Source organism: Enterobacter cloacae complex sp. 2022EL-00981 (assembly GCF_028737495.1).
Taxonomy (GTDB): Bacteria; Pseudomonadota; Gammaproteobacteria; order Enterobacterales; family Enterobacteriaceae; genus Enterobacter; species Enterobacter cloacae.
Genome location: NZ_JAQZRK010000001.1, coordinates 102,437 through 120,067, shown reverse-complemented (window position 1 = coordinate 120,067; position 17,631 = coordinate 102,437). Strand labels below are relative to the sequence as shown.

General features: G+C 55.5%; 18 protein-coding genes. 9 read left to right on the top strand and 9 right to left on the bottom strand.

Annotated features, from left to right (window positions below; translation table 11 throughout):
* Window positions 1–18 precede the first annotated feature (18 nt).
* A complete protein-coding gene (gene proQ / locus PUZ33_RS00610; protein ID WP_020690828.1) occupies window positions 19–705 on the bottom strand; it encodes an RNA chaperone ProQ in 687 nt (228 codons plus the stop codon).
* A 96-nt stretch (window positions 706–801) separates the two neighbouring features.
* A complete protein-coding gene (locus tag PUZ33_RS00605) occupies window positions 802–1,299 on the bottom strand; it encodes a GAF domain-containing protein (protein ID WP_013096117.1) in 498 nt (165 codons plus the stop codon).
* A 132-nt stretch (window positions 1,300–1,431) separates the two neighbouring features.
* Between PUZ33_RS00605 and yebS the strand changes: the two genes are divergently transcribed.
* The 4 genes from yebS to PUZ33_RS00585 all read left to right on the top strand — a co-directional run bounded on the left by yebS (window position 1,432) and on the right by PUZ33_RS00585 (window position 7,181).
* Window positions 1,432–2,715: a membrane integrity lipid transport subunit YebS gene (gene yebS, locus PUZ33_RS00600; RefSeq protein WP_038984489.1), complete on the top strand. Its 1,284-nt coding sequence runs from the start codon at window positions 1,432–1,434 to the stop codon at window positions 2,713–2,715.
* Complete coding sequence (locus tag PUZ33_RS00595) at window positions 2,684–5,317, top strand: PqiB family protein (protein ID WP_058680168.1); 2,634 nt, start codon at window positions 2,684–2,686, stop codon at window positions 5,315–5,317. The genes yebS and PUZ33_RS00595 overlap by 32 nt, the downstream gene beginning before the upstream one ends.
* Before the next feature lie 76 nt (window positions 5,318–5,393).
* Window positions 5,394–6,836 (top strand): 16S rRNA (cytosine(1407)-C(5))-methyltransferase RsmF, encoded by a 1,443-nt coding sequence (rsmF, locus tag PUZ33_RS00590; RefSeq protein WP_062676524.1) that lies wholly within the window; start codon window positions 5,394–5,396, stop codon window positions 6,834–6,836.
* Window positions 6,837–6,941: 105 nt separating this feature from the next.
* The gene (locus PUZ33_RS00585) at window positions 6,942–7,181 is read left to right on the top strand and encodes a YebV family protein (RefSeq protein ID WP_013096113.1); all 240 of its coding nucleotides are present in this window, start codon (window positions 6,942–6,944) and stop codon (window positions 7,179–7,181) included.
* A gap of 33 nt (window positions 7,182–7,214) precedes the next feature.
* Here PUZ33_RS00585 and pphA read toward each other — a convergent pair whose 3' ends face one another.
* Complete coding sequence (gene pphA / locus PUZ33_RS00580) at window positions 7,215–7,859, bottom strand: protein-serine/threonine phosphatase (protein ID WP_058680170.1); 645 nt, start codon at window positions 7,857–7,859, stop codon at window positions 7,215–7,217.
* Window positions 7,860–8,025: 166 nt separating this feature from the next.
* Between pphA and PUZ33_RS00575 the strand changes: the two genes are divergently transcribed.
* Window positions 8,026–8,967 carry a VirK/YbjX family protein gene (locus PUZ33_RS00575; protein ID WP_058680171.1) on the top strand — a complete coding sequence of 314 codons (942 nt, stop codon included), beginning with the start codon at window positions 8,026–8,028 and terminating at the stop codon, window positions 8,965–8,967.
* A gap of 406 nt (window positions 8,968–9,373) precedes the next feature.
* Here PUZ33_RS00575 and PUZ33_RS00570 read toward each other — a convergent pair whose 3' ends face one another.
* Genes PUZ33_RS00570 through yobA form a run of 3 tightly spaced genes read right to left on the bottom strand, consistent with a single transcriptional unit; the run spans window position 9,374 to window position 10,971 of the window.
* Window positions 9,374–9,712 carry a YebY family protein gene (locus tag PUZ33_RS00570; RefSeq protein WP_058680172.1) on the bottom strand — a complete coding sequence of 113 codons (339 nt, stop codon included), beginning with the start codon at window positions 9,710–9,712 and terminating at the stop codon, window positions 9,374–9,376.
* A gap of 16 nt (window positions 9,713–9,728) precedes the next feature.
* The gene (gene copD / locus PUZ33_RS00565) at window positions 9,729–10,598 is read right to left on the bottom strand and encodes a copper homeostasis membrane protein CopD (protein ID WP_058680173.1); all 870 of its coding nucleotides are present in this window, start codon (window positions 10,596–10,598) and stop codon (window positions 9,729–9,731) included.
* A gap of 1 nt (window position 10,599) precedes the next feature.
* Entirely contained in the window at window positions 10,600–10,971 is a 372-nt protein-coding gene (gene yobA / locus PUZ33_RS00560) for a CopC domain-containing protein YobA (protein ID WP_020690820.1), read from the bottom strand.
* Window positions 10,972–11,108: 137 nt separating this feature from the next.
* Between yobA and PUZ33_RS00555 the strand changes: the two genes are divergently transcribed.
* The 3 genes from PUZ33_RS00555 (at window position 11,109) to exoX (ending at window position 12,785) form a co-directional block, all read left to right on the top strand.
* A complete protein-coding gene (locus PUZ33_RS00555) occupies window positions 11,109–11,339 on the top strand; it encodes a DNA polymerase III subunit theta (RefSeq protein ID WP_013096102.1) in 231 nt (76 codons plus the stop codon).
* A 109-nt stretch (window positions 11,340–11,448) separates the two neighbouring features.
* Window positions 11,449–12,099, top strand: coding sequence for a carbon-nitrogen hydrolase family protein (locus tag PUZ33_RS00550; protein WP_045294396.1), 651 nt, complete (start codon window positions 11,449–11,451; stop codon window positions 12,097–12,099).
* Between the two features lie 23 nt (window positions 12,100–12,122).
* Window positions 12,123–12,785: an exodeoxyribonuclease X gene (exoX, locus tag PUZ33_RS00545; RefSeq protein ID WP_020690817.1), complete on the top strand. Its 663-nt coding sequence runs from the start codon at window positions 12,123–12,125 to the stop codon at window positions 12,783–12,785.
* Here exoX and ptrB read toward each other — a convergent pair.
* Together ptrB and PUZ33_RS00535 are read right to left on the bottom strand one after the other, a co-directional pair.
* On the bottom strand, window positions 12,782–14,842 hold the full coding sequence (ptrB, locus tag PUZ33_RS00540) for an oligopeptidase B (protein WP_020690816.1): 2,061 nt from the start codon (window positions 14,840–14,842) through the stop codon (window positions 12,782–12,784). The genes exoX and ptrB overlap by 4 nt on opposite strands.
* 85 nt (window positions 14,843–14,927) lie before the next feature.
* A complete protein-coding gene (locus PUZ33_RS00535; RefSeq protein ID WP_020690815.1) occupies window positions 14,928–15,575 on the bottom strand; it encodes a tellurite resistance TerB family protein in 648 nt (215 codons plus the stop codon).
* 170 nt (window positions 15,576–15,745) lie between these two features.
* Here PUZ33_RS00535 and purT point away from each other — a divergent pair, with 170 nt between their 5' ends.
* Complete coding sequence (purT, locus tag PUZ33_RS00530; RefSeq protein ID WP_058680174.1) at window positions 15,746–16,924, top strand: formate-dependent phosphoribosylglycinamide formyltransferase; 1,179 nt, start codon at window positions 15,746–15,748, stop codon at window positions 16,922–16,924.
* 42 nt (window positions 16,925–16,966) lie between these two features.
* On the opposite strand, the gene PUZ33_RS00525 is transcribed toward purT, so the two are convergent.
* Window positions 16,967–17,608, bottom strand: coding sequence for a bifunctional 4-hydroxy-2-oxoglutarate aldolase/2-dehydro-3-deoxy-phosphogluconate aldolase (locus tag PUZ33_RS00525; protein ID WP_058680175.1), 642 nt, complete (start codon window positions 17,606–17,608; stop codon window positions 16,967–16,969).
* Window positions 17,609–17,631 lie beyond the last annotated feature (23 nt).

Here is a 17,631-nt window from a genome sequence, read left to right as displayed (position 1 = left end):
CCAGGCTTGGCCTCCGTTTCAGAACAACAAGTGTTCTGCGCGTACAATCATTGACATACCAGAAGTCAGCTGTACACGAACGCCATCTTTGGTGATTTCCATAACGGTGGCGTCCATTGCATTGTTACCCGCTTTTACCTTCAGTGCCTGACCGACGCTCAGGGCGTTGATGTCTGAAACCGGAGTGTGGCGCTGCTCTTCACGAGGCGCGCGCGGGGCTTTAGCTGCTGGTTTGTCAGCACGCGGTTTGCGATCGTTATTTTCCGTGCGACGCGGTGCAGGACGCGGTTTACGCTCACGACGAGGCGCTTCTTCCTGGCCGTTTGCCGCAGCGGCTTCACGTTTTTTCGCCTGCTGTTCTGCACGTTGTGCCTGAACGCGTGCTTTGGCTTCTTCAAGCTGCTTACGCGCATGCTCGACGTGCTGCTCGTCCAGCTCACCACATGGGTTGCCGTCAAGATCCACGCGAGTCGCGCCCGGTTTGATACCGTACAGGTAGCGCCAGCTCGAAGTATAAAGACGTAAGGCGGAACGCAGCTGAGTTTTGCTGAGGTTCATTTCCCCCTCAACGCGTGCTACCAGATCCTGAAAAATACCGACTTTCAGGGGACGAGCTTCGCCTTCAGCGCTGAAGCACTGTGGGAAACGCTCGGCCAGAAATGCGATAACTTCTTTACTGCTATTCAACTTAGGTTGATTTTCCATGAAATTTCCTGATTACAACGGACGTTGCCAACAAGCGCAGGCATGAACAGGCGTCATTATAATGACGCTATCAGTAAATGCTACGTTATCCGTTGATTATCCTGCGACGCTCGCAAAGAATTTTTGATAATCGGTTGCTGCAAGAACGTTTTCCAGATTCGCCACCAGCTCGCGCAGCCCCTGTTCGTCCTCGATTGTAAAGCGACTGAAGACCGTACTGTCGATGTCCAGAACGCCAATAATCTGATTTTTTACCACCAGCGGCAGCACGATTTCAGAATTACTGGCGGCATCACAGGCAATGTGCCCGTCAAACGCATGCACATCTTCCACACGCTGTACCTGATTCTCGGCGACTGCCGTGCCGCAGACACCCCGGCCTACCGGAATGCGCACGCAGGCCAGTTTGCCCTGAAACGGCCCCAGCACCAGCGTTTCACCTTCCAGAAGATAAAAACCGGCCCAGTTCACGTCAGAGAGACGTTCAAACAGCAATGCGCTAGTATTTGCCAGAGTGGCTAAGAAGCTGGTCTCACCCGCCATCAATGCCTTAAAATCGCGGTTCAGATCCGCGTAGAATTCTGTTTTGTTCATTCTTCAATCACTTAGTTGTCTTACAAAATTACCGCATAGCCTATTAAAATAAGCATTAAATGCGCTCATGCTCAAGATGAATCCATTCATGAGTTATTATAACTTTCAACAATACCTATTTGTGCGCAACTGATGGCCTTAAAAACAACCAAAATCACGCCGACAAAAAAGATAACTGTCCATACGGTAAGCGCAGCTTTGCCTCGTGCACATTATCAGCGTTGCCCCCAGTGCGATACGCTTTTTATGTTGCCGAAGATGAAATCGCACCAAAGCGCCTTTTGTCCCCGCTGCGACGCCAAAATTCGTGACGGCCGCGACTGGTCATTAACCCGTCTCGCCGCCATGGCGGTCACCATGCTGCTGTTGATGCCCTTTGCCTGGAGCGAGCCGCTGCTAAAGCTCTACCTGCTCGGCGTGCGCATTGATGCCAACGTGCTGCAGGGGATCTGGCAGATGACGCGCCAGGGCGATCCGGTGACCGCAGCCATGGTGCTTTTCTGCACCGTTGGTGCACCGCTGGTGCTGGTCGCCGCCATTGCGTATCTCTGGTTCGGTAATATTCTCGGCATGAACCTGCGTCCGGTGTTGCTGATGCTCGATAAACTCAAAGAGTGGGTGATGCTGGATATCTATCTGGTGGGCGTTGGCGTGGCCTCCATAAAAGTGCAGGACTACGCGTTTCTGCAACCGGGCGTCGGCCTCTTTGCTTTTATCTGTCTGGTATTGCTCAGTATCCTGACGCTGATCCATCTCAACGTTGAGCAGCTCTGGGAGCGATTTTACCCGCAGCGCCCCGCCACGCGCCCGGACGAGAATCTCCGGGTCTGTCTGGGCTGCCACTACACCGGGCTGCCCGATGCGCGCGGCCGCTGCCCACGCTGCCATATTCCCTTGCGACTGCGGCGCAACAATAGCCTGCAAAAATGCTGGGCCGCCCTCATTGCCTCGTTGATATTCCTGCTTCCTGCCAACATGTTGCCGATATCCATTATTTACGTGAATGGCGGGCGGCAGGAGGATACCATCCTCTCGGGCATTATCTCCCTTGCGCACAGTAATATTGGCGTGGCGGCAATTGTGTTTATCGCCAGTATTCTGGTGCCGTTTACCAAAGTGGTAGTGATGTTTACCCTGCTCATCAGTATTCACTTTAAATGTGAGCAAGGCTTACGTACCCGTATCCTGCTCCTGCGCTTCGTTACCTGGATTGGCCGCTGGTCGATGTTGGATCTGTTCGTGATTTCGTTGATGATGTCGCTGATTAACCGCGACCAGCTACTTGCTTTTACAATGGGACCCGCAGCTTTTTATTTCGGCTCTGCGGTGATATTGACTATTCTTGCTGTGGAATGGCTGGATAGCCGCTTACTTTGGGATGCACATGAGTCAGGAAACCCCCGCTTCGCCGACTGAAGCGAGAATTAAAACAAAACGCCGCATTTCGCCATTCTGGTTGCTGCCTGTCATCGCCCTGATGATTGCAGGCTGGCTTATCTGGACGAGCTATGAAGATCGCGGAAGTACCATCACCATTGATTTCCAGTCTGCCGACGGCATTGTGGCCGGACGTACCCCGGTGCGTTTCCAGGGGGTGGAAGTCGGTACCGTCCAGGATATCTCCCTTGGAAAAGGGCTGAATAAGATTCAGGTGCGGGCCAGCATAAAATCCGATATGCAGGACGCGCTGCGCAGCGAAACGCAGTTCTGGCTGGTCACGCCAAAGGCCTCTCTGGCAGGGGTGTCAGGTCTGGATGCGCTGGTTGGCGGGAACTATATCGGCATGATGCCCGGTAAAGGTGAGCCACAGGATCACTTTGTGGCGCTTGATACGCAGCCCAAATATCGTCTCAATAACGGCGATCTGATGATCCACCTGCAGGCGCCGGACTTGGGGTCACTCAACAGCGGCTCGCTGGTGTACTTCCGTAAAATCCCGGTGGGCCGGGTGTACGATTACGCCATCAACCCCAACAAGCAGGGGGTAACTATCGATGTGTTAATCGAGCGTCGCTTTACCAATCTGGTGAAAAAAGGCAGCCGTTTCTGGAACGTTTCCGGCGTGGATGCTGACCTAAGCCTCAGCGGTGCGAAAGTGAAGCTTGAAAGTCTGGCCGCGCTGGTCAATGGTGCCATTGCCTTTGACTCCCCGGAAAATTCCAGCCCTGCCGCCGCAGATGACACGTTTGGCCTGTATGCCGACCTGGCGCACAGCCAGCGTGGCGTGATCGTCAAACTTGCCCTGCCCGATGCCAAAGGGTTAAAAGCCGGTTCTACGCCGCTGATGTATCAGGGGCTTGAGGTCGGTCAGCTCACCAAAATGACGCTCAATCCGGGCGGTTCCGTAACCGGGGAGATGACGGTTGACCCAAGCGTGGTGGATCTTCTGCGCGAAAAAACGCGTATCGAAATGCGCAGCCCGAAACTGTCCCTGAGTGATGCCAGCATCAGCAGCCTCCTGACAGGCAGTACCTTCGAGTTGATCCCCGGCGAAGGCCAGCCCAGCAACACCTTTGTGGTTGCCCCGGCGGATAAAGCCCTGCTGCAAAAACCCGGCGTGGTGACCATTACGCTGAACGCGCCGGAAAGTTACGGTATCGAAGCCGGTCAGCCGCTGATTTTACACGGCGTGCAGGTAGGCCAGGTGCTGGAGCGGTCATTGTCGGAAAATGGTGTAAGCTTCTCCGCCGCAATCGATCCGCAATACAGAAATCTGGTGCATGGCGACAGCAAATTCGTGGTTAACAGCCGCGTAGACGTGAAGGTCGGGCTGGACGGCGTTGAATTCCTCGGAGCCAGTGCGAGCGAGTGGGTGAACGGCGGGATCCGCATCCTGCCGGGCAGCAAAGGTCCTGTCCGCGACAGCTATCCGCTGTATGCCAATCTGGATAAAGCGATTGAAAACAGCATGAGCGATCTGCCGACCACCACGCTGACGTTAAGTGCGGAAACGCTGCCGGACGTTCAGGCAGGCTCGGTCGTTCTGTATCGCAAGTTTGAAGTTGGGGAAGTCATTACCGTTCGCCCTCGTGCAGACGCCTTTGATATTGAACTGCACATCAAGCCGGAGTATCGGAAACTGCTTACCCCGAACAGCGTCTTCTGGGCAGAAGGTGGCGCAAAAGTTCAGCTCAACGGTAGCGGGCTGACCGTGCAGGCCTCCCCGCTCTCGCGCGCGCTGCGCGGGGCGATCAGCTTCGATAATCTGCCCGGCGCGGGCGGCAATATGCGCAAGGGTGACAAGCGTATCCTCTTCCCGTCTGAAACCGCTGCACGTGCGGTTGGCGGGCAGATTACCCTGCACGCCTTCGATGCCGGGAAGCTGGCGGAAGGAATGCCTATCCGCTACCTGGGCATTGATATCGGACAGATCCAGAAGCTGACGCTGATCACCGCCCGCAATGAAGTGCAAGCCACCGCAGTGCTTTATCCGGAATATGTGCAGACGTTTGCCCGTTCAGGCACGCGTTTCTCCGTGGTGACGCCGCAGATCTCGGCCGCGGGCGTTGAGCATCTCGACACCATCCTGCAGCCGTATATTAACGTCGAGCCTGGCCGTGGCAACGCGCGTCGTGATTTTGAACTGCAGGAAGCCACCATCACCGACTCGCGCTATCTTGATGGTCTGAGCATTGTGGTGGAGGTACCGGAAGCCGGCTCGCTTAGCATCGGCACGCCAGTTCTGTTCCGCGGTATTGAAGTGGGAACGGTGACCGGCCTGACGCTCGGGACGCTCTCCGACCGCGTGATGGTGGCGTTACGCATCAGCGATCGTTACCAGCATCTGGTACGGAATAACTCGGTGTTCTGGCTGGCCTCTGGCTATTCACTGGACTTCGGCCTGACGGGCGGCGTGGTGAAAACCGGTACGTTCAACCAGTTTATTCGCGGCGGTATTGCTTTCGCCACGCCGCCGGGTACACCGCTGGCGCCGAAAGCACAGCCGGGCAAACACTTCCTGCTGCTTGAAAGCGAACCTAAAGAGTGGCGTGAGTGGGGAACCGCCCTGCCGCGTTAATCTCAGGGCTCCGGTGTCAACGCGCCGGAGCCTTTATGTTACACTGCGCACCTGAACTTTTCCCTGTGGTGTGCCCGTGGCTCAAAACTCCGTATATCTTCCTGAACAATTCCTGGCGCAGATGCGCGAGGCGCTTCCTTCTCACCTCTCGTTAGACGATTTTATCGCCGCCTGTCAGCGACCGTTACGCCGGAGCATTCGCGTCAACACGTTGAAAATCAGCGTCGCAGATTTCCTTGCGCTGGTATCACCTTACCACTGGCAGCTCACGCCCGTGCCGTGGTGTGAAGAGGGTTTCTGGATCGAACGGGAGGACGAAGCGTCACTGCCGCTGGGCAGTACCGCCGAGCATTTGAGTGGCCTGTTTTATATTCAGGAAGCCAGCTCAATGCTGCCGGTTGCTGCGCTGTTTGCCGATGGCAACGCGCCTGAACGGGTCATGGATGTGGCTGCCGCCCCCGGTTCAAAAACCACGCAGATTGCCGCCCGCATGGCTAACCGCGGGGCCATTCTCGCCAATGAGTTTTCAGCCAGCCGCGTGAAGGTGCTGCATGCCAACATCAGCCGCTGCGGCATTCAGAATGTTGCCCTGACGCATTTCGACGGACGCGTGTTTGGCGCCGCCCTGCCGGAAGCGTTTGACGCCATACTGCTGGACGCTCCCTGCTCCGGTGAAGGCGTGGTACGCAAAGATCCCGATGCGCTAAAAAACTGGTCAGTTGAAAGCAACCTCGACATTGCCTCAACGCAGCGCGAACTGATCGACAGCGCGTTTCATGCCCTTCGTCCAGGCGGTACGCTGGTTTATTCCACCTGCACGTTAAACCGTGATGAAAACGAAGAGGTCTGCCTGTGGCTGAAAGCGCAATACCCCGATGCGGTTGAGTTTCTGCCACTGAATGACTTATTTGCCTCTGCTGAAGACGCCATCACCCCGGAAGGTTTCCTCCACGTATTCCCGCAGATTTATGACTGCGAAGGCTTTTTTGTCGCCCGTCTGCGTAAAACTGCCGCCATCGCACCACTGCCCGCGCCAACATTTAAGGTCGGTAATTTCCCCTTCACACCGCTGAAGAGCCGTGAAGCAGAGCAGGTCACCACCGCAGCCCGCAAAGCCGGACTGAACTGGAACGACGATCTCCACCTCTGGCAGCGTGATAAAGAGATTTGGCTTTTCCCGGCGAACATCGAACCGCTTATCGGCAAAGTTCGTTTTTCCCGAATCGGGATCCGCCTGGCGGAAGTGCATAACAAAGGCTATCGCTGGCAGCACGAGGCAGTCATTGCCCTTGCCGGCACGGCTAACACCTTCGCGCTGACGCATCAGGAAGCTGAAGAGTGGTACCGGGGGCGCGATGTGTATCCGGAAACGGCCCCTTCTCAGGATGACGTTGTGGTGACGTACCAGGGATACCCGCTGGGACTGGCAAAGAAAGTGGGTTCGCGTCTGAAAAACAGCTATCCACGCGAACTGGTGCGCGATGGTCGCCTGTTTACCGGTAACGATCGCGCCGACTAAAAAAAGCGCACTTTTTTACTGGCGATTTTGCTCTCCTTGTCTACGATCAAAAATGGATGGCTGTACTGGTCATACCAGATTTTGACAACACACCCGGAGAGCATTATGACGAAAACCAGCGTGCGAATTGGTGCTTTTGAAATCGACGACGCAGAATTGCGCGGCGAAACCCAGGGCGAACGAACGTTAAGTATTCCCTGCAAATCCGACCCGGATTTGTGTATGCAACTGGATGCCTGGGATGCCGACACCAGCGTTCCGGCAATCCTTGATGGCGAACATTCCGTCCTTTACCGCGAGCATTACGATAGTAAAACCGATGCCTGGGTCATGCGTCTTGCCTGACCAGAGAGAACCCGCCCGAAGGCGGGTTATTTATTACTGCAACTGCGCCAGCGTGAAATAGCCGTCAAACACCGCGCCGGTATCAATGTAGTGCAGGCTGTCAAAATCATATCGCTTATCCAGCGGCGTATGACCAAACCAGAAGTGATCCGCTCCGCGAATTCCCTGCCCTTTTCCTGCCATAAACCCCATTAGCCGATCCCGATCCCACAGCACCCGCTCAGCGCTCACCGGCTGCTGCCAGCGATATTCCGCTGCCGGATAGTCAGCATGAGCAATGACATTCAGGCCGTTTGTGCAGGTTATCTCAATAATCAGCGGCAACTGTCGGCACGCTTCTAACAGGGTCAGCGCCTGCTGCTGTTGCGAATCACCAAGCTGCGAAAACCAGCTTCCACCATTCATCAACCAGAGCGCAAAGTCGTTATTTTCCACGCTGTCGATTGCCATTTGCTCATGGTTCCCCCGGACTGCGCGAAACCATTTTTCATTGATCAGTTGCAGGCATTTAACGCTGTCAGGGCCACGATCAATTAAATCCCCAACGGAGATCAGCAAATCCTCATAAGGATTAAAACGGCGGCGTTTCAGTTGGTCCAACAGCCACTGATAGCAACCGTGTATATCGCTCACAACCCAGACGTGACGCCACTTTCCACCATCGATTCGCTGATACATAAGGCCTCCCTGAATAAGTATAGCCGCATCAGAAAATGCAAATATCAGCGCCGGGCATCACAAAGCCAAACAAACGCTAAACCAAACGGAAATAAACCTTCCAGCGCTATTAATCCCTTTTTATCGGGCCTTTAAAATAAGCGCTAAATAAAAGAGAGGTTTCAACGTGTCCAATACTCACCTGCATAACGATGTGCTCTATCCGCATCGTACACATATTATTTCCGACCTGGTCAACGGAAGATGCGTTCCGGGCCCCATCTGGAAAAAGCGTGAGTATCGGCTGAAATTCCTGTTACGCTCGCTTCTGTTCTGGTCTTCTACCCGACGCATGCTTGAGGCACTCTCTGGCCGAGATGACTTTGATCGACTGCTGGCCGCGCAAATCACGTTACCCAGTAAAACCCACCGCCAGTACTTGATGCGCGGCCTGAATGCCGGCGACCGTGCTGACGCGATCGTCAGCCACTACCACTGGATTGATGGTCTGAAAGACCCCTTACTCGCCCATGCGCTGACCAGCCCTCAGGAGCAACCTGTCATGCAGTTCAGGGCTAAAAATGAGGTGCTCTATACCGTCAACGCCTCCTCCGCTCACAAAGCCGAGCGCGAAGGTGAAAGCACACTGTGGCTGCGCGATGACGAGAATACCTTGCTCGCAAGCCTGACCTTCACTGTTGCGCATAGCGCGGGACAACGGGTACTGGTGATCGGCGGTCTTCAGGGGCCTCGCCGTGGCGTCACGCGCGATGTGATAAAACAGGCTACCCGCGCCTGCCACGGTCTGTTCCCAAAACGCGTACTGATGGAAGTGATTTTCCAGCTGGTCGCACAGTCAAACATCCGCGCCATCTATGCCGTCAGTGATGAGGGCCATGTTTTCCGCGCGTTGCGTTATCGCCTGAGCAAAGGCCGTCATTTCCACGCCAGCTACGATGAGTTTTGGGAAACCCTGGACGGTAAGAAACGCTCGACCTTCTGCTGGCAGTTGCCACTTGAGATGGCGCGCAAATCCCTGGACGAGATTGCCAGTAAGAAACGGGCAGAATATCGCCGCCGCTTTGAGCTGCTTGATGAAATTAAAACGGCCATTAACGCCCGCTTTTAACCCTGCGTCTTGCTTTTGCCAACCACATACAAAAATTTAACAAAACCGTCAAAAAGGGCTGGACTTCCGCCTGCCGTAGTGTGGTATGGTTGAAGGCGGTTCACTGGAACTGTCCCTTCTGAGAGAGTCGATAAGTGGATTTTGTCGCTACTTTCAATCAGATAAAAAGAGACCGAATACGATTCCTGTATTCGGTCCAGGGAAATGGCTCTTGGGAGAGAGCCGTGCGCTAAAAGTTGGCATTAATGCAGGCTAAGTCGCCTTGCCTTTTAAGAATAGATGACGACGCCAGGTTTTCCAGTCCACAGCTAAAGCGGTCGGAAAAAAAGCGTCAAAACATCAATAAATATGAAAAACCGCAGTGCTTTCGCAAGCCACTGCGGTTTTTTTTACTGGAAACCGAAAGCTAGCAGAGCTTGTCAGCGCGTTCGATAAACGGCGCCAGGTTCATTTTCTGCCCCGGGCTGGACGGGTCGTCAATCTGGATTACGCTGATGGGCTGTCCGCTGCTCTTACCGCTGGCGACCTGCTGCTCGGCCGCGTCGTTTAACGGGTATTGCACCAGCGTGCTTGGGTTGATGGCATACAGCGCATGACCCGGACGGCAGGTCAGCATCACCTCTTCACGATTGAACGCCCATTTATCCTTACCCACTTCAAAACGGCTGACGGTGATAACCTGTGGCGCCGCCAGCGCGCTACCCGTGCAGGCCAACAATAAGAGAGAAAGTACTGTCTTTTTCATATGCTTTTTAACCTTGTCAAAAGGGTTCCCAGGTCGCGAACAGGCTGACTGTTGCCAGCACCAACGCCCCCAGCACCACCTCTGCCTGTGTCATTCTGATAAAAATCTGTTGTTCGCGCCCGATGTGGGCACCAAACCGTGGCACCAGAAAATACCGATTCACCAGCGCAATTACCACCATCAATGCCACCAGCGCACATTTGAACAACAAAAGTTGCACGTAGCCCGTCTGCCAGGGCACCGTGATGCCCAGAATAAAGAGCCCATTGATCGCGCCGGTAAGCACTACCCCCGCTACGGCATAATGCCCCACGCGAGAGAAGCGCATCATGGTGTAAATTGCCGCAACCCGCCAGCGCCCTTTCGCCAGATGCATGCAATACAGCAGCGGCAGGAGGCCGCCAACCCAGGTGGCGGCACAGAGCAGATGCAGAGCGTGATTGATACGCTGCAACGCCCCCGCTGCACCGTCGTTCATTGCCGCATGCCCTACGCCTGCCAGCAGGACAAATTGCCCCATGGCGAGCAGCAAGAGTCGCGATCCTTTCTGAGGCGCAAGCCAGGCGACACAGGCCGCAATTACGCCCAGGATAATTTGCCACAGCCACACGCTACCAAACTGCGTTTCCAGCACGCTCTGCCAGACGTTCGGGTTAAACACGTCTCCCCAGCCGTTGCCCATGAGCCCCGCCTGGATCATTAACATCAGGAGCGCCGACAACAGACTGACCAGCGCCGCAATCTGCTGCTGCACCTGAAAACGACAGGACATCAGACGGTACAAAGAAGACGGCGCGAACCAGACGCTATACAGCGCATTACCAAAAATCAGCATCAGCGCGCCGAAGTGGATAAAGCGCAACCCCACGTAGATAAAGGCCAGCATATTATTTCACGCTGAAGCGATAGCTGCCTTTGGTTTTGTGACCATCTACCGAGACCACATGCCAGTCAACCTGGTACGTGCCGGTCACCAGCGTCTGCTCCAGCGGAACATGGAACTGGGCCTTATTCTGCTCGTCACGCTGAATATCACCGGTTTTAACCACATTCCCCTGTGCATCCTTCACCACGACACCGCTGAATCCGGGTTCAATGCCTTCGGAAAAATTCAGGGTAAGCGCCTGAGGAGCTGCTACCTGGCTATCGGCTGCCGGGATTTGTTGCTGGAGGTGCGCATGCGCCAGCACCGGGGTCGCTGTAACGGAAGAGAAGAGAAAAGCCAGTGCGCATACCGCGCGGGAAGCGGATAAACCCATCGCAATCATTCCTTTTTGTTATGCCTGTATGCTAAAGAATAACGCTGTATAATAATCGAGTCGAGGATCATCCCACCTCCGCTTGTCATCATCGTGCAATCGCGGTAACGTTGCCGCCGCATAAAAAGGAGAAGGTAATGAAGATCAATCTGGCTGCCCTTCCTCAGGACGAGATGGATAAAGTGAATGTCGATCTCGCTGCCGCAGGTGTCGCGTTTAAAGAGCGTTACAACATGCCAATCGTGGCTGAGGTGGTGGAACGTGAACAACCCGCCCATCTGCGTGACTGGTTCCGCGAACGTTTGATTGCGCACCGACTCGCGTCGGTCAATCTCTCTCGTTTGCCGTACGAACCTAAAGTTAAATAAGCTTAACGACTCGTTACACTTCCTTACGCGGAATATGCCAGGATAAGAAAACCCTGATTAGTTTAGGTGTATTCTTAAATCCTGCGACTCTGTGTATAAGGAAGTCACGATGTCACAATGGAATATTGCCGCCGCCCAGTATGCCGGGCAGCATCACAGTGTAAATGACCACGTAGCGCACCACCTCCGTTTCGTTGCGGAAGCGGCACAACAGCGGTGCGATCTCCTGGTCTTTCCTGAACTCTCGTTAACAGGACCGGGAAGGACGGACCTACCTCCCCCACCCGATGACGCACAGCTGGCCCCTTTGCTCGCCGCCGCAAAGCGTTACCGGATCACCATCATTGCCGGTCTGCCCCTTGATCTGAATGGTCAGCGCGTAAAGGGCCTCGCCCTGTTTTCGCCGTCCCGGCACAGCATCCTGCGCTACCCCCAGGGAAGCGGAGCCAGCCTGGTGCCGGGTGATAAACAGCTGACGATTGTTGATACGCATGCCGATTCCCCCAATCTGGATCCGCAGGCGACGCTGTTTACCAGCTGTCAGTCCGTGGGCGATACCCGCTGGCGCCAGTCCATCAACACGTTGCAGCGCTTCGCGCACAGGTATGCCATTGCCGTGTTAATGGCAAACGCCCGTGGCGGTAGCGCGCTGTGGGATGAAAAAGGCCAGCTGATTGTCCGTGCGGATAAGGGCGAACTATTATTGACCGGATCTCTGGGCCGACAGGGTTGGCAAGGCGATATCATTCCTTTAGGCTAAGCGTTTTAGCTCAGGAGCATTCAATGCTGCGCGTCATCGATACCGAAACTTGCGATCTTCAGGGCGGAATAGTGGAAGTGGCGTCTGTTGACGTCATTGACGGTAAAATCGTCAATCCCATGAGCCATCTGGTGCGTCCCGACCGCCCGATTAGCCCGCAAGCGATGGCCATTCATCGCATTACAGAATCGATGGTGGCGGATAAACCCTGGATTGAAGAGGTCATTCCGCACTATTACGGTAGCCCGTGGTATGTCGCGCACAACGCCAGCTTTGACCGCCGGGTACTGCCCGAGATGCCCGGCGAATGGATTTGCACCATGAAGCTGGCGCGTCGTCTGTGGCCGGGGATCAAATACAGCAATATGGCGCTGTATAAATCGCGTAAGCTCAGCGTCAGAACGCCCGAGGGGCTGCATCATCACCGCGCCCTGTACGACTGCTATATCACCGCGGCGCTACTCATAGATATTATGAATACCTCTGGCTGGACGCCGGATGATATGGCAACGATCACCGGGCGACCGGCGCTTATGACCACCTTCACCTTTGGCAAATACCGCGGCAAAGCGGTGTCCGATATCGCCGATAAAGATCCGGGCTACCTGCGCTGGCTGTATAACAACCTCGACAAAATGAGCCCGGAGCTTCGCTTAACGCTCAAGCACTATCTGGGTGAAGCTTAACTTCCGGCACGGCCTGGCAGCGTTTCCTGCGCCAGGCCAATCAAAAAGGCATACTCCAGCGCGACCCCTTCATACGATTTGAATCGTCCCGATTTCCCGCCGTGTCCGGAGTCCATGTCGGTACAGAGTAGCAGCAGGTTATTATCGGTTTTCAGCTCCCGCAGCTTCGCCACCCACTTTGCGGGCTCCCAGTATTGCACCTGTGAATCGTGCAGGCCGGTGGTCACCAGCATGTGCGGATAGGCTTTGGCTTCCACGTTATCGTACGGGCTGTATTCTTTCATATAGCGGTAATAGATCTCGTCCTGAGGATTCCCCCACTCTTCAAACTCACCGGTCGTCAGCGGAATAGACTCATCCAGCATCGTGGTTACCACGTCGACAAACGGAACCTGCGCAATGACCCCTTTGAAGCGGTCAGGACGCTGGTTAATGGCCGCCCCCATCAGCAGCCCTCCCGCACTGCCGCCCATGCCAAAGCAGAGCTGCGGATCGCCATAACCCTGTTCTATTAGCGCATCGCAGACGTCGAGGTAGTCGTTAAAGGTGTTTTTCTTCTTCAGGAATTTCCCGTCTTCGTACCAGTGCTGGCCCAGCTCGCCGCCACCGCGCACGTGGGCGATGGCGAAAACAAAGCCACGATCGAGCAGGCTTAATCTGCTGCTGCTGAAATCGGCATCCATGCTTGAGCCGTAGGATCCATACCCGTAGACCAGGATCGGGTTTTTCCCTTTCTGGAAATGCGCCTTGTGATAGACGAGCGAGACGGGCACCTCAACGCCATCCCGGGCGGTGACCCACAGGTGTTCGCTTCGGTAGTTATCGGAATCAAACCCTTTTACCTCAGACTGCTTAAGCACCTGACGTTGTCCGGTCTCCATGTCCAGCTCAAACAGCGTATCCGGCGTGGTCATTGACGAGTAGCCATAGCGCAAGCGGGACGATTCCGGCTCGGGATTAAACCCAATCCACGTAACATAGGCCGGATCGTCAAACGCAATCCCGATGACCTCCCGCGTTTTGCGGTTAATTTGCCGCAGGCTGGTCAGCCCCCGCTGGCGCTCTTCCACCACCAGCCAGTCGGTAAAGAGGGTAAATCCTTCCAGCATCACCTGTTCCCGCGCAGGAATGAGCACTTCCCATTTCCGTTCATCGCGTACTTTGGTTTTATAGAGGCCAAAGTTTTTGCCCTCGCGGTTAGAGCGCAAGTAAAAGCTGTGCTGGAAGTGATCCAGGCTGTACTCATGATCTTTACGACGCGGCAGGAAGCAGAGCGGCTGCGCATCAGGCAGCTCGGCATCCAGGAGCAGAACTTCAGAGGTGGTCGCGCTGGCGAGGAAGATAATCACATAGTGACGTGACGACGTTTTATGCAGACTGACATAGAACGTTTCATCTTTCTCTTCGTAGACCAGCTCGTCATCATCCGCACTGGTGCCAACGGTATGACGCCATACCTGATAAGGCAGCAGCGTGGAGGCATGTTTCTTCACGTAGTAGACGGTTTCAGAATCATTCGCCCAGACAAAATCCGGAGAAACGTTGGCAATCATCTCCGGGTACCAGTTACCGGTTTCCAGATTGCGAAAACGCAGGCCGTACTGACGCCGGGAGAGGTAATCTTCCGCCAGCGCCATAATGGCGTTATCGGGCGAGACCGACATGCCGCCCAGCGTATAAAACTCGCTGTGGGCAGCACGCTGGTTGGCATCCAGCAAAATATCCCATTCATCCCACTCGGCGCTTAACACCGACTGACGCTGGTAGATGGGATATTCGTTACCGGGCTCGTAGATATGGCGATAACGATAGCCGTTTTTGGTCCAGGGTGCGGAGACATCGCGCTGGGGAATACGCTGCACCATTTCATTCAGCAACTGATCCTGAAGCGCCTGCTGGCTGGCCATGACCTTGCGGCCATAGTCATTTTCCGCGTGCAAATAGTCGAGCACCTCTGGCCGGGAACGCGAATCGTCCCGGAGCCAGTAATAGTTGTCAATGCGCGTATCGCCATGCGTGGTGATCGCATAAGGAGTACGTCGGGCTTTTGGTGGCATGTCATGTTTCTTTTGAGTTTTACACCCTATAAGGTTGGCAAAACACGCGCATGATGCAAGCGAAACATGACCGCGACGGTGACAGTTAACCCGCTAACGCCTGTTTTTGCTCCCTGATATCCTTCTCAATGCCGTCGCGCACGTCCTGAGGGATCTTCAACGCGTCGCCGAGGGCATTGAGGTAGCTGCGCTCCATAAAGTGGTCAATATCAATGGCGGCACAGCTTAAGAAATAGAGTTCAAGCGCCTCCTCCTCATTCTTTACGCTTTGCGCAAGGCGCTGCGGATCAAGCGGCTGTTCGATGGCCTGAGCCACCAGCGTTCTGCCCTGCTCTTCCACACCGGCCTCCCGCAACTGCTGCTCAATCGCCGACCGTTCTTTATCGTCGATATGCCCGTCACTTTTCGCGGCAAAAACCAGCGCAAGGATCAGCCGTTCAGTGCGCAGATCCAACGGTGATGTGTGCTGACCATAATCGGGTTCATCGCTATGTGCGGTTCGTACTCTGTCCTTGTATTTATTCCACAGTACAGTCCCCGCAATGGCTCCGCCACCGGCCAGTAACGCGCCGGTGCCATATTTTGCCAGCAACTTGCGCGAGGATTTATTCGCCACCAGCAGGCCTGCCAGCCCGCCGAGCGCCCCGGGGACCAGTTTGCTCAGCCCCTGCTCGCCGGATGGCGATGTTTTCTGCCCTAACAGTGATTGCAATTGATTTAACCAGCCAGACATGGTTTCCCTCACTTAACGGTGTACATGTTCCACAGCGTAAGCGAGCAGGCGTCAGGAAATGTCTGGCGGGGCTAAAGAAGCGCAAATTTCTTCCCCGCGCACGGGCCCCGATCAAGACACACGCAAACGTTTTCGTTTATACTGCGCGCAACTTTTTCAGGGGGATTGTTATGACTCGTTTAGGAACCGCGCTGCGACCTGCGGCGACGCGTGTAATGCTGTTGGGATCGGGTGAACTGGGCAAAGAGGTCGCCATTGAGTGTCAGCGTTTAGGCGTGGAAGTCATTGCCGTAGACCGGTACGCCGATGCACCCGCCATGCACGTTGCCCACCGTTCTTATGTGATTAACATGCTGGATGGCGATGCCCTGCGCGAGCTGATTACGCGTGAGAAACCGGATTTTGTCGTACCGGAGATCGAAGCCATCGCCACCGATACGCTGCTTGCCCTTGAACAGCAAGGCCAGCGCGTGGTGCCCTGTGCAAAGGCCGCGAAGCTGACCATGAATCGCGAAGGCATTCGTCGCCTGGCGGCGGAAGAGCTGGGATTACCCACCTCTGGCTATCGTTTTGCCGGCGATAAAGCTGCTTTCCTGCAGGCCGTTGAGGAGATTGGCTATCCGTGCATCATTAAGCCGGTGATGAGCTCCTCCGGTAAAGGGCAGAGCTTCATCCGCGACAGCAGCACGCTGGACAAGGCATGGGATTATGCCCAACAGGGCGGTCGCGCCGGAGCCGGTCGCGTGATTGTTGAAGGCGTGGTGAAGTTTGATTTCGAAATTACCCTCCTGACCGTCAGTGCCGTTGATGGCGTCCATTTCTGCGATCCGATTGGACACCGTCAGGAGGATGGCGATTACCGTGAATCCTGGCAGCCGCAGCAGATGAGTGCCCTGGCGCTGGCGCGCGCGCAGGAGATCGCCCGTAAAACGGTGCTGGCGCTGGGCGGTTACGGCCTGTTCGGCGTGGAACTGTTTGTCTGCGGTGATGAGGTGATTTTCAGCGAAGTGTCCCCTCGCCCGCACGATACCGGGATGGTGACCCTGATTTCCCAGGATCTCTCCGAGTTCGCCCTGCACGTGCGCGCGTTCCTCGGCCTGCCGGTTGGCGGTATTCGCCAGTATGGTCCGGCCGCCTCGGCGGTGATCCTCCCGCAACTGACCAGCCAGAACGTCACCTTTGACAACGTTGAAGGCGCGGTTGGGGTGGGTATGCAGGTTCGCCTGTTCGGGAAACCGGAGATCGACGGTACGCGTCGTCTGGGCGTGGCATTGGCCACTGGCAATAGCGTTGATGATGCCGTGGCAAGGGCGAAAGCTGCCGCTGCCGCGGTTAGCGTTAACGGATAAAAAAAACGGGCCTGATGGCCCGTTTTTCATGATGTGAGGTGCTTACTGCTTCGCACCTTCAACCGCTTCGCGAGCCAGTCTGGTGATGCGATCCCAGTCGCCTGCTTCCAGGGCATCCGCCGGTACCAGCCAGGAGCCGCCGATGCACAGCACGCTCTTCAGCGCCAGGTAATCACGGTAGTTGGCCGGAGAGATGCCGCCCGTCGGGCAGAAGCGCACCTGAGAGAAGGGACCCGCAATCGCCTGCAGCGCTTTGGTGCCGCCGTTGGCTTCTGCCGGGAAGAATTTGAACTCTTTCAGACCGTAGTCCATGCCCAGCATCAGTTCAGAAACGGTGCTGATCCCGGGGATCAGCGGGATGGTGCCCTCGGTGGTCGCTTTTAACAGCGGCTCGGTCAGACCCGGGCTGATGGCAAACTGCGCGCCCGCTTCGGTCACTTCAGCCAGCTGTTTTGCGTTCGTAACGGTACCCGCACCAATGATGGCATCCGGCACGTCTTTAGCGATTGCGCGAATCGCGTCCATCGCGCAGGCGGTACGCAGGGTCACTTCCAGAACGCGAACGCCACCCGCAACCAGCGCTTTCGCCATCGGTACCGCGTGCTCCAGTTTGTTCACCACGATAACCGGCACAACGGGGCCAGTGGTCAGGATTGCTTCTGCACTTGTTTTCCAGTTTTTCATCAGAGTTTTCTCTCGCCAGATCG

Excerpts from the sequence above, each read along its gene's own strand:
- proQ (WP_020690828.1), bottom strand. The coding sequence starts at position 705 with ATGGAAAATCAACCTAAGTTGAATAGCAGTAAAGAAGTTATCGCATTT.
- PUZ33_RS00605 (WP_013096117.1), bottom strand. The coding sequence starts at position 1,299 with ATGAACAAAACAGAATTCTACGCGGATCTGAACCGCGATTTTAAGGCA.
- yebS (WP_038984489.1), top strand. The coding sequence starts at position 1,432 with ATGGCCTTAAAAACAACCAAAATCACGCCGACAAAAAAGATAACTGTC.
- PUZ33_RS00595 (WP_058680168.1), top strand. The coding sequence starts at position 2,684 with ATGAGTCAGGAAACCCCCGCTTCGCCGACTGAAGCGAGAATTAAAACA.
- PUZ33_RS00585 (WP_013096113.1), top strand. The coding sequence starts at position 6,942 with ATGACGAAAACCAGCGTGCGAATTGGTGCTTTTGAAATCGACGACGCA.
- pphA (WP_058680170.1), bottom strand. The coding sequence starts at position 7,859 with ATGTATCAGCGAATCGATGGTGGAAAGTGGCGTCACGTCTGGGTTGTG.
- PUZ33_RS00570 (WP_058680172.1), bottom strand. The coding sequence starts at position 9,712 with ATGAAAAAGACAGTACTTTCTCTCTTATTGTTGGCCTGCACGGGTAGC.
- copD (WP_058680173.1), bottom strand. The coding sequence starts at position 10,598 with ATGCTGGCCTTTATCTACGTGGGGTTGCGCTTTATCCACTTCGGCGCG.
- yobA (WP_020690820.1), bottom strand. The coding sequence starts at position 10,971 with ATGGGTTTATCCGCTTCCCGCGCGGTATGCGCACTGGCTTTTCTCTTC.
- PUZ33_RS00555 (WP_013096102.1), top strand. The coding sequence starts at position 11,109 with ATGAAGATCAATCTGGCTGCCCTTCCTCAGGACGAGATGGATAAAGTG.
- PUZ33_RS00550 (WP_045294396.1), top strand. The coding sequence starts at position 11,449 with ATGTCACAATGGAATATTGCCGCCGCCCAGTATGCCGGGCAGCATCAC.
- exoX (WP_020690817.1), top strand. The coding sequence starts at position 12,123 with ATGCTGCGCGTCATCGATACCGAAACTTGCGATCTTCAGGGCGGAATA.
- ptrB (WP_020690816.1), bottom strand. The coding sequence starts at position 14,842 with ATGCCACCAAAAGCCCGACGTACTCCTTATGCGATCACCACGCATGGC.
- PUZ33_RS00535 (WP_020690815.1), bottom strand. The coding sequence starts at position 15,575 with ATGTCTGGCTGGTTAAATCAATTGCAATCACTGTTAGGGCAGAAAACA.
- purT (WP_058680174.1), top strand. The coding sequence starts at position 15,746 with ATGACTCGTTTAGGAACCGCGCTGCGACCTGCGGCGACGCGTGTAATG.
- PUZ33_RS00525 (WP_058680175.1), bottom strand. The coding sequence starts at position 17,608 with ATGAAAAACTGGAAAACAAGTGCAGAAGCAATCCTGACCACTGGCCCC.